This is a genomic window from Chamaesiphon sp. (assembly GCF_041737865.1).
In the GTDB taxonomy this organism is placed as follows: domain Bacteria; phylum Cyanobacteriota; class Cyanobacteriia; order Cyanobacteriales; family Chamaesiphonaceae; genus Chamaesiphon.
In genome coordinates, this window is sequence record NZ_JBGSQZ010000202.1 from 14,025 (window position 1) to 28,504 (window position 14,480).

Annotated in this window: 13 protein-coding genes; all 13 read right to left on the bottom strand. The window is 45.2% G+C overall.

Features of this window, described 5'->3' with window-relative positions; genetic code table 11:
* Positions 1-33: 33 nt before the first annotated feature.
* Entirely contained in the window at positions 34-1,401 is a 1,368-nt protein-coding gene (locus ACEW9J_RS15255; protein WP_373545967.1) for an O-antigen ligase domain-containing protein, read from the bottom strand.
* A complete protein-coding gene (locus tag ACEW9J_RS15260; protein WP_373545968.1) occupies positions 1,398-1,754 on the bottom strand; it encodes a hypothetical protein in 357 nt (118 codons plus the stop codon). The genes ACEW9J_RS15255 and ACEW9J_RS15260 overlap by 4 nt, the downstream gene beginning before the upstream one ends.
* Positions 1,755-1,980: 226 nt before the next feature.
* On the bottom strand, positions 1,981-2,598 hold the full coding sequence (locus tag ACEW9J_RS15265; protein WP_373545969.1) for a DapH/DapD/GlmU-related protein: 618 nt from the start codon (positions 2,596-2,598) through the stop codon (positions 1,981-1,983).
* An 80-nt stretch (positions 2,599-2,678) separates the two neighbouring features.
* Positions 2,679-2,933, bottom strand: coding sequence for a hypothetical protein (locus ACEW9J_RS15270; protein WP_373545970.1), 255 nt, complete (start codon positions 2,931-2,933; stop codon positions 2,679-2,681).
* Positions 2,934-2,971: 38 nt separating this feature from the next.
* Positions 2,972-3,943 carry a glycosyltransferase family 2 protein gene (locus tag ACEW9J_RS15275; RefSeq protein ID WP_373545971.1) on the bottom strand — a complete coding sequence of 324 codons (972 nt, stop codon included), beginning with the start codon at positions 3,941-3,943 and terminating at the stop codon, positions 2,972-2,974.
* Entirely contained in the window at positions 3,937-5,109 is a 1,173-nt protein-coding gene (locus tag ACEW9J_RS15280) for a glycosyltransferase family 4 protein (RefSeq protein WP_373545972.1), read from the bottom strand. The genes ACEW9J_RS15275 and ACEW9J_RS15280 overlap by 7 nt, the downstream gene beginning before the upstream one ends.
* A gap of 171 nt (positions 5,110-5,280) precedes the next feature.
* A complete protein-coding gene (locus ACEW9J_RS15285) occupies positions 5,281-6,135 on the bottom strand; it encodes a glycosyltransferase family 2 protein (protein ID WP_373545973.1) in 855 nt (284 codons plus the stop codon).
* Between the two features lie 82 nt (positions 6,136-6,217).
* On the bottom strand, positions 6,218-7,414 hold the full coding sequence (locus ACEW9J_RS15290; RefSeq protein ID WP_373545974.1) for a glycosyltransferase family 4 protein: 1,197 nt from the start codon (positions 7,412-7,414) through the stop codon (positions 6,218-6,220).
* Entirely contained in the window at positions 7,404-9,248 is a 1,845-nt protein-coding gene (gene hepA / locus ACEW9J_RS15295; RefSeq protein ID WP_373545975.1) for a heterocyst formation ABC transporter subunit HepA, read from the bottom strand. Before hepA ends, ACEW9J_RS15290 begins: the two co-directional genes overlap by 11 nt.
* A 123-nt stretch (positions 9,249-9,371) precedes the next feature.
* Positions 9,372-10,634, bottom strand: a complete 1,263-nt coding sequence (locus ACEW9J_RS15300; RefSeq protein ID WP_373545976.1) for a glycosyltransferase — start codon at positions 10,632-10,634, stop codon at positions 9,372-9,374.
* A gap of 85 nt (positions 10,635-10,719) precedes the next feature.
* Positions 10,720-10,881: a hypothetical protein gene (locus ACEW9J_RS15305; protein WP_373545977.1), complete on the bottom strand. Its 162-nt coding sequence runs from the start codon at positions 10,879-10,881 to the stop codon at positions 10,720-10,722.
* Positions 10,882-10,930: 49 nt separating this feature from the next.
* Complete coding sequence (locus tag ACEW9J_RS15310; RefSeq protein ID WP_373545978.1) at positions 10,931-13,225, bottom strand: GumC family protein; 2,295 nt, start codon at positions 13,223-13,225, stop codon at positions 10,931-10,933.
* A gap of 47 nt (positions 13,226-13,272) precedes the next feature.
* Positions 13,273-14,346, bottom strand: a complete 1,074-nt coding sequence (locus ACEW9J_RS15315; RefSeq protein ID WP_373545979.1) for a glycosyltransferase — start codon at positions 14,344-14,346, stop codon at positions 13,273-13,275.
* Positions 14,347-14,480 lie beyond the last annotated feature (134 nt).

A 14,480-nucleotide genomic window follows, 5' to 3' on the forward strand; every position in this document is an offset into this window, starting at 1 on the left:
TAAGAAACTTGTGGGAGTAGCAGCCTGAAGCTATCAAAAATGCTGAGCGTGCAGATGTTGCCACCGATTGAATTTAATCCCAGCCAGACCAATCCCCAAAAAACTCCACAGCAATAGACCACTGGCACCGAGCATCGGTACATTCACTGGGAATCTAACTAAGGCACTAATGACGATCGCTCTGGCAGTAGCAATAAATGGATCGAACCTGGCTGAATCCGATCGGCACAAGGTGGACGTAAGGATCGCAATTCCACCCGCATAGCCAATTGTGCCGATCCAGCCTAACTCAAATAGCATCGACAGAATCGCACTATCCCACCGTTGCCCACTCATGCCCTGTCCGACAAAACTCGTCAGTGCAGAATCGCGCAGGGCATTATAATTCTGCTGGCGTTCGATCGCACTGTGGTCGTTTTCCAAATTGGAAAAGGTGTCCAGTCGGCTGCTGAGTTGGGCGAAGGGTTCGACCGTCGCTAGGGGCACGAGGACAAGCGCTAGCACCACCAGCGCGATCGCCAACCGCAGTTGCAATTTTGGCTTCAACGAGACAATCAGACTTAACAGTCCCGCCAGCCAACCCAGCCACCCCGATCGCACGGCACACAACAAAAAAGATAGATACCCCACGATCGCTGCTGGCAGTCCTAGCGGCGATTGGTTGGTAAATAGCAATAGCAAGCAACCCGCCATAATCGCAGCGAAGGGTTCTGGTGAATTTAATGTGCTCCAGACCCGTATCCCCAGAGGTTCGGGTTTGCCCATCGTATATAAAGTGGTATTAACCAACCAAGTACGATCCCATTCTGGCGCGATTAAATACTGCACGATACCATAACTGCCCATTACCAATACGCCCCAAGTCAGTGTCCGCTGGAGGTTCTGACGGTAGGCGGGGTAGCTATGCCAGTTGGTAAACAGATGAAAGCCAAATAGCACGGGAGCTAGCCATTCCAATGCCGAAATCATCACTTTCACTGGTGGATTTAAAATTAACCCAGTGAGGATGGCATAGAAAATACCAGCCAAGGCCATTAAAAAAGGTAAACCACCCTGACTGTAAGCTTTAGGCAAATGCTGTTTGAGCGTCACCAGCGTCACGAGAATCACCAAATAGGGTGTCAGCAGGATCGGACTGGGATCGGTAAAGCCGCTGCGATAATCTGCTAACCTGCGTACCAGCGGGGTCAGCAAGCAGATCCACCAGGTAAAACCTACATACAGCAGCGGTGCGCGCAAGTAGAGCAGAATACTCACCGCAAAAGCACCTGCGGGAAAAGCCAGGTTGAGCACTTTTCCCGCTCCCACGCTCGACAATAGACCTGTGAACGCAATTAGTGCCAGGATCGCCGTCCAGGCAGGTGCAGGTTGCAAGGCAGTTTGGATCGCATTTCTTTTCATGGGCTATCCTTACCAAACTCAGCAAATCTGCTTTGTTGCCAAGTTTGCCATCCCTGCCAACGTCCTTGCAAACTAGCCCGCCACTTATTGCTAGCGAGGGCACCTTCTTGTGGCAACAACCGCAGATACGGCAGTAATCCTGGCGAGATCCGCGTCCCGATCGCCGGATCGGGACTAATTGCAGGCAAACCCACGCCGCACAGATCGATCCGATCGCCTGCTGCGGCTAATTGTTGCATCAGTTCGTAGACATAACGATCCATCCCACCTGGAGTAGTTGGAAACCAACCTAAGCCGACAGAAAGAATGTTTGCAGAGGCATTGACCGAATTACCTGTATTACTATTGTTCATTTATGTTTATCCCAACCTATAACGATAAGTTAATTCAGTCAATCGTCCATCTTACCTTTGTCAATTCATTATGTTTTTCGATAGTAATGCTTTTGCTAGAGTGTTCGATCCGACTGTTAATAAAATAAGTAAACTAGGCGCACTAGGCATAATAAATTAGTTATTTTTTCCGTAATTTAATGATTGAAATTCTCACGGCTCTTACCATAGCGAACAAGTAAATAGTTTATAGTGTGCTGTATCGCTTTTTGATTGTAGCAGGATTTCCAGCAATCAAAACTCTATCATTTTCTCCATTAAATGATTTGGTGACAACACTACCCATTCCAATGATGGCATTGTCTGGAATATAACATCCAAACAATGATGCCCTTGCACCAATGTAAACATTATTTCCAATAAAAATATCTTTTGGAACAAGTTTTGAAGAAGTCTTCTCAAATTCGAGGCTATGGCTCCAAAAGTGACTGTCACGTCCACCAATTACTGTATCGCTGCCAATTTCAATCGTGCCAGCTACATCTATAAAATGATGGCTCATACAGAGCGATCTTTCTCCAATTATAAGTTTCTTTGTCCATTCATAAGAGTCATATTCATTTCCAAAAAATTGATTAAAATTTCGAACATAAGCATTTTTGCACAACTGAAATAATTTCACCTGTCTAATTATATTAAAATGCCCAATGTGTGCACCATCTTCTAGTATTATATTATCGGCTTCGATATAACTTAAACCGATTTTTACCTGGTTGCCAATCTTCCAGCCAAACAGACTACGGTAAAACCAAAGCTTAAAGGGACAAGGGATAAAAACTGCTAAGAGCAGTAGTAATTTATGCATATAATCACAATAGATTTACTTAGAATTGATCGATTACTTTATACCAATAAGAATGTTTTGAGATTTCAACATCGTGCAAACTATAATTGCCCGTTGCAAACTACATCATCTCTGGCAGTAAATCCTGGATTGCCGCAACAAAGTTTCGTGCATAATGTTGCGTAGAAAAATATTGTGCGCGTGAGTGTCTCAAATAAATCTAGATATTCTTGAGATTTGCTGCTCCAAGTGTTGTCAGTACAAGCAATTCGCACCATAAAGCGTCTTTGGTTGATATCTTTTATCAACTGGTTGAGTAACAGTACTAAACAATTGGTATTTTCAGGGGCTGCCAAGATAAGTCCACTCTCCTTTGTAACAATCCAAAATCTCATCAAACCGACTCCCGTTGATTGCAGCGTTTGACATTACTCCAGGTCTGCCATCCCTGCCAGCGTCCTTGTAAGCTAGCCCACCACTTGTCTCCAGCCAGGGCACCTTCTTGGGGCAAATATCTCAAATACTGAAGCAATCCTGGCGCAGTTCGCGTCCCGATCGCTACCGCCCACAGCACAAACACAACTCGATTTGGCCAAGAGAGATGCTTTAGTAGACCTATCGTTTCGTTGTGAACGGCATCAGTCATCGCAATAGCATTAAATTGGCTGCGTAGGTTTTGAATCAAGCGGGGGTCATCTGTTGGCCGCGATGCTGGATAGTGATCGACAGCCACCAGCGGATCGTAGATAATCTTCCAGCCAGCTCGTCGTACTGCCAGACTAAAGGCAATTTCAAAATGCGCCTGGGCACCCGATCCATGTAAACATTCGTCAAATCGTAAGTGTGAGATCGCCTGTCGCCGCCAGCTCATATTCACACCCTTTAAAATATCCACCTCTCTGGCTGGCCCCACGCCCAAATGGTGATTGCCGATCGCTCGTCCAAACCATTGCAATTTGCCCACCACCGCCCGTGAATCGTCGATGAGTTTTCCATTTTCATAGATCCAGTCGCGTCCGCCGACTCCACCCACTAGCTCGCTAGCGAGATAGTGAGCCTCGATCCGCTCCAACCAATCTGGGTGGGGTGCCGCATCATCGTCAGTAAAGGCAATGATGTCCCCGTGGGCTTGCGCTAAGCCCAGATTCATGGCGGCAATTACGCCAGGAACAGCAACGGTTGCGGTCTGTAGCGATAGATCTGCTAGCTGAAAGTCACGTAGAAAATCCCACGTTGCGGTATCCGTATCCCGCACGATGACAATGACTTCATCGGCTGGGCGGTTTTGCTGTTGCAGCGCGGTTAAACAGCGGGCTAGATCGCTCGGTCGTCGGTAGGTGGGCACCACGATAGTTAGTTTTAGCATTTACTTACCTCCTTAAATATTTCTAGATAGTGACGAGCCATATCAGTCCAGCTATATCGCTCGGCGATCGATCGAGCCGCTTTGCCCATCCGGTGCCTAGCTGCGGGATCTTGTGTCAGATGCATCATTGCCAAACTGAGTGCGCCCACATCATCGGGGTCATCTAACACGAAACCACACTCAGGGGTGACGAGATCCGAGCCACCCGCTGTGCGAGCCGTAATCACGGGCAACTGACAAGCCATCGCCTCCAATAGCACCAGCCCAAATGGTTCGTATCGGGATGGAAAGACAAACAGATCCGCACTCCGCATCAGATCGGCAACATCCGATCGAAAGCCCAGGAAATGTACTCTGTCGCTAACTCCCAACGTTTGTGCGAGTTGCGGATAAAAGTTGCGACCATCTGGCGCACCCGCGATCGCCAGATGCAACTGCGGTACATTTACCAAAGCCTGGAGTACAGTATCGAGATTTTTGCGGGAAATGCGAATATCGCCCACAAATAAGGCTAGCGGCACATCCTCTGGCAGTCCTAGCTCGCGGCGATCTACTCGCGCGGGAGTAAACTCCTCTAGATCGACGCCGTTGGCAATGACCTCAATCCGCTCCACTGGGATGCCAAGTTCTAAGATCTCTTGCTTAATCTTCTCGGACACTGCGATCGTCAATTTGGTTCGCTCGAAAGCAATCTTTTCCCAATAGGCATTTAAGGCTGTATACAGCCACTGGTAAGCACCGTACAGATCCCGTTTTTGGTGCCAAACATGCAACGGCGATCGCCCCCAAGTACTATGGACAAAATGCACCGCATTGAGATCCGACTGGACAGAAGTGATGGCACCATTCACTTTAATGACATCAAATTCAGGCGCATGGTGACGCAACCATGCCGCACTTTTGAGAGAAAAGATGAGATTGCGTAACAGCTCGGTTGGCACTTGCTTGACAAGGATGGGTACCCAGGCAATCTGGCGATGCTGTTCCAGCTCTGGGCTGATTGCACTGGCGACTAGCGTAACGGAGTGTCCCTGGCGCAGGGCTTCACACACCACCTCATAATTCACCCGTCCTTGACCGTCGCCTTTAATGACACAATGAGTAACTATACAAATGTTCATCAGCGATCTTCCTGGGTTGAGAACCTCATTTGTTGGTGTTAGCATACATCGATCGGTTTACTTCTGTTGAGTGTTGCAATGTGATTTGCCACAAATTCTGGAAAGATCGTCGATTTCAAAATTTCCGGGAATCGAGATGACAAATCACTAAACGAATAGTAATTAACTTTATGTCCTATCAGATGTTTTTAAAATTTTGATTTCACAACACATCCATTAACTAACTTTTCTAAAACGTCGAAGATTTATCCAAATCATTGGCACACCAACGAGCAGCTCTAGGATCCCAACACATGTCGATTTTGGCTTTCGCTCTCGTAAGAAATACAAGATTCGTAAAATACAATACTTGAATTGGAAAAAAGTTAAGCTCAAAACATCCTCAGAAACTCCATAACATCCTCGATGTTTATTCATATGATAGGCTGTAGCGATCGAACGCTTTGGGATGAAAGCTACCACTTCTTTCACTGTCTTGCTATGGGTGGGATGAAAAACAATAGCTTCTCGGACGAAAATAATTTTAGTGTGCGAAAGAATTCGACCTTGGATGTCTGCATCTTCATGGTATGCATAAGGGTAGTTAGGATCGAACCCTTCTACTTTTTCAAACAGTGTGCGATGAACGGCAATGTTGGCAGACCAGAAACATCCACCATCAAGGTTAATCGGACATGAATCTAAATCTTGATTCATGTCTCCTAATGGATGAATTGAACCCTCTAGAGCCAAAGCTGAGCCTTTTGTTGAAGCCACAAAAGCATTTAACCAATCTGGTTCTGGTAAACAATCATCATCTGTAAAAGCCAGCCATTCACCCCGAGCATATCTTGATCCATTATTTCTATTTGCTGCTGGCCCTTTACCAGGAGCCGCAACCCATTGTACCCAGGGATAATCTGCACGAATCATCCCTTCAGCAGTTGTTTTAGATCCATCATCAGTAACTATTACTTCATACTGATCTGCTGGTAATATCTGAACCCCAGGCTTCAGGCAATCCAAGCATTTCTTCAGCAATTCATTACGGTGGTATGTGGGAATAACAACACTAATCTTGATTTGGTTCATTATTTTTTCTGATTTTCTCGTATATATCTAAAAGACTTTTACAAGCATTATGATTTATTATTCCCAATAGTTTTGTTAATAATTATGGTTTGGTACAAGCTTGAATCAACTTGACATAATCTGGGCGAAGTTTTTCCCAACTAAAGCGGTTGTAAGCTTGCTGATGAATCCGATAACGATTGGAAATATTATCAGCTTCTGCTAAGGCTTGAGGAATCATCTTTGCCAAACTCCCTGGCAATTCAAAATTCGCTAAATTTCCCTCTGCTTCCAAAACAAAGCGGGTCACTTCATAATCATGAGCTAAGCAAGGTAAGCCATAGCACATGGCTTCTAAGAACACGCGCCCAAACCCTTCAATGAGAGAAGCCAGGATAAAAGCATCAGCAATCTTGTAGTAATTATTTACTTCATGTAGAGCAACAGATCGAGTTTGAAAATGATCGGTTCCTAATAATTCATTGCCGAGTTTGATGATTTCTGGTGATTCCGCATCTTGTTGACCTAATAACAACAGATAAGGACGCGGTTCAGGCAGACTAGCAACCTCACGAATTACATAATCCATGCGCTTGTGGGAGCGATTAATTGCTCCTACTGAAAGTAGCAAAGGTTGTTGCTCTGGTAACCCTAATTGATACCTCAATGCTGCCCTTTCATTTGGTGTCAAAATTTGGAGTTCAGAAGCAATATTAACAGCGTGAGGAACCAAGCTTTGTTTTTCAGCAGGTACACCAGCATTTAAAGCTGTTTCTAAATGAACGGGAACCACTTGTTGGACATAATCTGGACGGAATAAAAAAGATGGCGAGGTTGGAGCGCCATTAGAAAATAACACCTTATAGCTTTGTTTTGTCAAACGCTGCCAGTGCCAAAGCAGATTACCTAAATTTTCATCGCTCAAATAAACAACATCCAGTTTTTTGAAGTAAAGGTGTGGCAATAAGCTGAGAAAGAATGAACTCTGTTCCAAGAAATAGGCCCCTCTGCCAAATAATTTGTCAGTAATCCAACTAATTTTCTGAGTTAACGGAGCATTCCGAGGAAGATTCCACAAGACGATTTCCTTGTCCGAAGAATCGCCACCACCCTTAAAAAGAGCAATGTCAAGCAAAGGCTCTTGAGATAAAGCCTCAAAGCATTCTTGAGTGAAAGACTCATAACCTCGCTTAATATGTCCAAGACCCGAACAAATAATAAAAACTTTAATTACTCGATCTTTATTTAAATTATTTTCTAAAGCTTTTGAATCTATAATTGTTGTACTCTTAGGTTTCATAGTTATTTTGTAGCTGATGATATTTCCAAAGGTGACCACGTTGTTCGAGTAATTCTTGATACTTTCCCTGTTCGACAATTCGACCCTGCTCGATCGCAATCACTTTATCGGCTCGAATAATAGTTGATAAACGATGGGCAATTACGACAACAGTACGACCGAAGGCAAGCTTTTCTAATGATTCCTGAATCAATCTTTCCGAAACAGAATCTAATGCACTGGTCGCTTCATCTAAGATCAAGATTTCAGGGTCGCGTAGCAACGCACGCGCGATCGCGATGCGCTGACGTTGTCCTCCCGAGAGCCTGACACCTCGATCTCCCAGCATGGTATCCAAACCATTAGGCAGATCTTGAATAAATTCCAATGCATTTGCCGATCTAGCTGCCTTGTAAATTGCATCCTCAGTGGCATTTTCGGTGCCATAGGCGATGTTGTCACGAACAGAAGCATTGAAAATAAAGGTATCCTGACTGACGATAGCCATTTTATGGCGAAATGAGCTAATTTCGATCTGTCGGAGGTCGATCCCATCGATCGAAATCTGGCCAGCGGTGGGATCGTAAAATCTAGCAATTAGATCGGCTATGGTTGATTTACCAGCCCCAGAAGCACCGATGAGCGCTGTCATCTGACCGCGCTCCAGGATCAGATCGATGTTATTGAGTACGAGTTTGCCATCGTCGTAGCCAAAATCTACTGACATAAAATTAATCGAGCGCTCGAGCTTCTTAAATTCGATATGGCCGTTGTCAAAATATTTTTTATTATCAGTCCTTAGCAAAACTTTAATGTTCTCGATTGAGCCTTCCATGGTTGCAAGCACTGCTCTAGTTGCATTAATTTCTTGCAGAATCGGTACAAGGCGGAATAAGACAAAGAAAAATGTGAGTAAAGAAGCAACTTGTAATGCTCCATTTTCTACAAAGATACTGAAAGCTGCAATAATCATCCCTACTAGAATCGTAGTTGACAAACCTTCGGCCAAAGGCTTGACCAGCGACCAGATTGAGGCCAGCCTGGTGCTAGCAGCAACTAGGTTAGAACTGGCTTTGTAGTAACGTTTGCGTTCAAAATCTTGAGTGGCAAAAGCTTGGACAGTCCGAATCCCACTGATAAACTCGATCGCGGTTGATGTCAACCGCTCATTGGCGATAGAAACCGGAAAACTTTTCTCCCGTGTCATCCCAATCAACTTGGATAAGCTAACTGCCATTAGGCCAAACAGCAGTGTGGCAACAATGGTCAGTTGCCAGGAGAGGAGCAGCATTGCTATTAAATAGGTGATAGTTGTTAAACCACGACTAAGTAAGAAGGCACTTCCGTTAAAGGTTTGCTTAACTCGTTCCACTTCTGTTGTAATTGTATTAATCAATTCACCAGTTTTGATTTGTGTAAAGAAGCTGAGGCTAACAGCCTGGAGTTGCTCAAAAATTTTTTTTCGTAGCCGATCTGAAAAATTGAGCTGAGTAAGTTCAGTGAAAATTTGAGATAGATAGTTAAAAATTGAACGAATCCACGAACTCAGTAAAATCAGTCCAGATATTCGATACAGCCGCTCCATAACCGAAGCATTAACTCCTAAAATCAAAATATCAAACCAACCAATCCCCGTATGAATTGGCTTCGAGCCAGGTGTAGTCAGGCTTTGCAAAAAGGAGAGTAAGAAACCAATACTGACACCCTCAAAAGTTGCAGATAAACATGTAAATACTAAAGCTAAAATAGCAACTTTGGGAAAATATTTAAATTCCCGTAAGAATAGCGAGTTATTTTTCCAGAAATCAGTAGCTTTTAATAAGACTCGGACAAAACGAGGAAGTTTTATGAACATGTAAATTTAGCTGTGAAGCTGGGTGGGTTTGAATTAAGTTAATTTCGGATCTTCATTACTTAGTATGCTGATTTGCGCTCAGATTGATAGCTGGCAAGGGATTGAGCCTAAAATCTATTGTTGTTAGATTTTGGTGATGTTCGCATCAAAAAAGATAGAATCTAGCTTTGAATAGACAGCCGAGCTAGCATGTTGACTGGCATACGTTTTAGATATTTGCACTGAAAATCGAGCGGCTAAATCTGGTTCGTGGATGAGACGCGAAACTCGATCGGCATAAGCTGCTGGATCGTCAGTAATAAAAGCATTCACCCCATCAACTAAACTTACAGCTGATGCTGAGTGCAATGTAGTGACGATCGGCATAGCATAAGCCATCGCCTCTACCAACTTAAACTTCGTCCCCGCGCCCGTTCGCAACGGGCAAATTACTAACCTCGATTTCAGATAAAGTTCGGCCAGATCGGGAACGTAACCCAAGCACACCAAATTTTTAGCTAGTACAGGTTCGACTCGAACTACGGACGATATCTTACCAGCGATCGCGACTTTGAAATCGGGTTTTCGCTCGACAATTAGCGGCAAAGCTTCATCCAGAAAGAATTGTATTCCTTCACGATTGGGTTGGTTGTCAGCTCCGACAAACAAAACATCATACTCAAACACTCGCTCTTCATAAGGAGTCGACTTACTACTATTATCTAGACCATCTAGACCACTTACTATGAAGGGAATTAAGTGCAGTTTGTCAGTAGGGAGCTCTTTGGCTAAGATGTCTCGCTCGAATTGGGAATTGGCAATTACCTTGTCAAATCGCTCGAGCAAAGCGATCTCCCGAGCGAAATTTGCTTTATGGTCAAACTTCAAATTCTTAAATAAATCGATGTTCTTTTTGACCAGCATAAAGATGGAATTGATATCGTGAATGTCAATAATTGTCTGAAGATTGGGCGATTGCAAGTTACTAGCTAAATGAGCATATTCAAGATTATTAATCCACACAAAGTCATAGCTGCTACGCGCCAGTAAGTTATTAAAAAAGCTCACATAGCCAGGTGGTGTAAAATAATCCGAATCCACCGGGAGTTGCTCTTGCAGCAATCTTTGGTGATAGACACTCTGAGCGCGGGAATATACAAAGTCAAACCAGTTATCCTCGCCCTGATAAATAAAGATATTATCTACAAATCTCAAAATCTCTTGCTGAAGATCTGCCGTCCATTCTGGCAACCCAAATTTATTACCCCCGATCGCATCTACTGAAAAACGATCGCGGCGATCGTGAAAATATTTCAGCATTCCCAATACGCGTCCATTATGCCCATTCAATGAATCAGGTGAAATCGATGTCGGTAATTGGAACAAAACTTTCTGCTTTTGGCTCACAAGGTAAATCTCCTGCAATTTAATATCAAACTATTCGATCGAATCTCATCGCTCGAAAACAACGAGCTAAGCAGATAAATTTTTATCAATTTCTGAGTTTGTAGTAATTTGCCAAACTTGCTAGGGGTGCATTTTCAGGTTCAGAACTGTCAATACCGATCCCCGAACAACCTAATTCCGAAAAATACCGTCCCACATAGCGGCTAATAAAACCTTCCGCACCAGTAATCAAGATGGTCTTAGTCATAAATCGATGTGAACTCCGATAGATAGTCACCGCACTTGGTCTGGATAGATTAAGGAATTACGCGCCGCTCTTCGATCTCCTTGCGGTCAGAGGTATATCGATTTTCCGAATGTGGCACCCCATTGAGAATCAGTCCCACCACATTAAACCGCTGCATTATAAACATCCCCTGACTCAAATCTTTGCGATTCGATCGCCCGATTCGCTCGACGATTACGACACCACCACAAAAAGAGGCAACCATCACCGTATCGACAATGCCCAAGATCGGTGCCGTATCGAGTAAAACTAGATCGTAGTCGGCCTCAAACTCCGCCATTAACTCGGCCATCCGCCGCGAACTGAGCAGTTGAGCTGGATCGAGCGGAGTTGGCCCCGCTGTCAACACGTCGAGATTACCATTGGTCGCCAGCGGCCGAATTGCATTATATGATGACGTTTCAGTATCGTCACTGAGTAACGTTGATAGCCCCACGGTATTAAACAAATCCAATTGTTTGTGCAAACTAGGGCGACGCAGATCGGCATCGATCAGCAAAACCCGCTGGTGCAGACGCGCCGCACTCAGTGCCAACCCGAGCGCTAGAGTCGATTTGCCTTCACCAGTTAAAGCTGAAGTAATCGCTAGCGACTTGAGCGATTGTGCAGACTCTAGCAGTTGAATATTTTGATAAGCCAGATCGAGCGACTCGCGGAATGGCAAGGATTGAACCACTTGCAAGGTTGAAATAGTTGCGGGCGATAGCTGAAGTAATGGCAGCACAATTCCCAACTGACTGCCTGGTGGCGAGATTTTTGGCACATTACCGATTACAGGCAGATGCGTTTGTTTTTTGAGTTCGTCCACAGAATGGATCGAATCATCCAGCCATTCCCGCACAAATGCAACGATCCCACCGAGGAATAAACCAACTACCGCTCCTAACAGTAGAGTTCGCTTCAAATATGGGCCTGTTTTGAGACCTAACCTCGGCTTTTCGACTACTTGCCAGTCAAACCCACCTCGCGCGATCTCCAAGCCTAGATCCTGCCGAGATTTTAGCAACTGCTGGAGTGTATCCCGATTGACTTGCACTGCTGGTTGCAGGCGGTTATATTCTGAGAGTAACGCTGGAAATTGCTGGATTTCTTGTTTGTAGCGGCGTTCGATTTGAGCCAAAGTCTGAGCGCGAGCGCGAGTCGCTTTTAAAGTGACCTGCACGTCTACAAATTGGCTGGTTAAGCTCAGATCCGTCGTTCCCAATTGGCCGGATTTCAGGAGCGGATCGGTGCCGTAATTACCACCGCTGCCGTCATTGGGCAAAATCCGCTGCTTCTCGATCTCAAGTTGCGCCTGTAGCTGCTGCCGCTGTTCGTTTAATTTCTGAACGCTGGCCGCGTTCTCAGTAAATCGCAGTCGCTCCTGAACCAAGGCTAGCTCTGTTTTTTGGATCTCATTGAGGATATTTTGATAGCGGGTGGATTGACTCAATCGTGTTACCTCAGAACTCGCCTGGGGCGAAAGTGCGAGTTTTTGTTCCAAGGTGGCATAGCGAGTACTCAAATCCTGAATTTGCACCAAGTTAGTCCGCTGCTCCCGCATGATATTATCCAAAGACTCCACTAAAGTCTTCGATTGCAGTTCGGGATTAAGAAAGTTGTAAGTTTTGCGAAATTTTTCGAGCGCGGATTCAGCTTGTTGGAGTCGCTGCTGGATCTGCGGCACCTGCTCGTTAATAAATGCCAGCCCCTTTGCCAATCGGATTTGTTGTTGTTCGCGATTGTAGTCTTGGTAGACTTGCTGCACCGTTTGCAAAATTTTCTGCGCTCTGAGCGGATTGCTATCTTCGTAAGCCGCTTCAACAATTTTGGTATCCACTTTTTTTTCGGCAGTTTTTCCGGTGACTTGAGTCACTGTGAGGGATTTTTTGATTTTCTCGCTGTCGATCTCGGGATAAATCGGGCGCAGACGATCGACGATCCGTTGGATCGAGATCGAACTATTCATCAATGTGAGTTGAGTGGCATAGTCAGCCTGGACATCAGAGTCGGCAAATTGGGTATTGGTCGCTCCAGGTTCGGATTTGCCACGATAGTTTTGCTCGACAAGTAGTTGCATCGAACTGCGATAGGTTGGTTCTTGATGCGAACCGATGAACCAAGCAACGCCTACTGTTCCCAACCAGGATGCCAAGACCCAAAGTTTACGACGCAATAGTACCGCCCAGAGCTGACCGTAGCCAGAATCTTCATCGGCGACTGCAAAGGCCGTGATTGACCGTTCGGCCATCGGCACCTCGCTACTATCGAACAACCGATCGTAATTCGCATCTTCGCGAGCGGATTTAATAATATTTCGAGCCATTATCACCTCGTTAGCATCGATTGACAGCTTGCCTGATTCGCACACCTTTATGGCTTCCACCAGCCTGCACAATTGCCGACTTTTTGGAAGAATACAGCTTCGGTAAACCGATCGAGCGCGTGGTTGCGAATCATGGCATAGTTCCACTGTATGTTACTAGCTTGGAGCAAAGCTTCCCGAATCGCATCAGCCGTTTGGCTCTTAAAAAATAAGCCAGTTAAACCTGGCACCTGGGTATCTAACACGCCCCCAGCACCATAGGCGATCGCTGGCGTCCCACTAAAATTTGCTTCGATCGGCACTAGCCCATAGTCCTCCAAAGCGGCAGTAATCACAGCACGAGCTTTGGCCATGAGCTGGGCGCGTTCGCCATCGCTGACGTAACCCAGAAAGCGAATGTTAGACATGGCTTTGGCCTCTAGTCGCTGACGTTCGGGGCCTTCCCCAACGATCAACAATGGCCAACCGAGCGAGTTAAAAGCGTCAACAATAATGTCGATCCGCTTGTAACTGAGCAAACGGCTAGAAACTAAGTAGAAATTCTCTTTGGACTCCGAAAAAATAAATTTGCTATCATCGATCGGATAGTTGATCGTCACCGCTGGTCTGTCATAAACTTGCCGAATCCGTGCGGATACCGTCGTAGAGTTGGCAATATACAGATCGGGTTCTTGTGCATACTGAAGGTCGAGTTTCCTAAGATATCCAAACACTTTTGCAACGATCGGCGTGAATACTTGAAATTCTTTGTATCCTCTGAGATACACTTTGGTATCCCACAAAAAGCGGGGAATGTTGTGGCAAAAGCAGATATGTTTGGCTCCAGGTCCTTTTCTCACACCTTTGGCAAAGCTCGACGAACTGCTGATAATCAGGTCGTAATCCTGCAAATCTAGTGCCCGTAAAGCTGGGTAGTAAAAGGGTGCTAGCAGTCTAAAGTACTTACTCGCATATGGGAGTTGCTGAAGAATTGTAGTCTGTACCGGACGATCTCCCAGATCGATCGTGTTTTTAGCATCGTACAAAGATGTAAAAATGTCGGCATGGGGGAAGTACCTGCATAGTAGCTCAAACACTCGTTCTGCACCGCCCCGTTGTGTTAAGTAGTCATGCAGTGACATAACCACACGTCAAGCGAGTACGCTATGACGTGGGCTTCCTTGCAGCCCTATTAAGGGTGTACAGGATTTCCTTCATGGTACTGTTATCTATAGAACCAACTACAGAAAGATTCCCACTACGGCGTTTGATGCTA

Coding starts and splice junctions, on each gene's coding strand:
- ACEW9J_RS15310 (WP_373545978.1), bottom strand. CDS start 13,225: ATGGCTCGAAATATTATTAAATCCGCTCGCGAAGATGCGAATTACGAT.
- ACEW9J_RS15285 (WP_373545973.1), bottom strand. CDS start 6,135: ATGAACCAAATCAAGATTAGTGTTGTTATTCCCACATACCACCGTAAT.
- ACEW9J_RS15255 (WP_373545967.1), bottom strand. CDS start 1,401: ATGAAAAGAAATGCGATCCAAACTGCCTTGCAACCTGCACCTGCCTGG.
- ACEW9J_RS15260 (WP_373545968.1), bottom strand. CDS start 1,754: ATGAACAATAGTAATACAGGTAATTCGGTCAATGCCTCTGCAAACATT.
- ACEW9J_RS15275 (WP_373545971.1), bottom strand. CDS start 3,943: ATGCTAAAACTAACTATCGTGGTGCCCACCTACCGACGACCGAGCGAT.
- ACEW9J_RS15305 (WP_373545977.1), bottom strand. CDS start 10,881: ATGACTAAGACCATCTTGATTACTGGTGCGGAAGGTTTTATTAGCCGC.
- hepA (WP_373545975.1), bottom strand. CDS start 9,248: ATGTTCATAAAACTTCCTCGTTTTGTCCGAGTCTTATTAAAAGCTACT.
- ACEW9J_RS15280 (WP_373545972.1), bottom strand. CDS start 5,109: ATGCTAACACCAACAAATGAGGTTCTCAACCCAGGAAGATCGCTGATG.
- ACEW9J_RS15315 (WP_373545979.1), bottom strand. CDS start 14,346: ATGTCACTGCATGACTACTTAACACAACGGGGCGGTGCAGAACGAGTG.
- ACEW9J_RS15290 (WP_373545974.1), bottom strand. CDS start 7,414: ATGAAACCTAAGAGTACAACAATTATAGATTCAAAAGCTTTAGAAAAT.
- ACEW9J_RS15265 (WP_373545969.1), bottom strand. CDS start 2,598: ATGCATAAATTACTACTGCTCTTAGCAGTTTTTATCCCTTGTCCCTTT.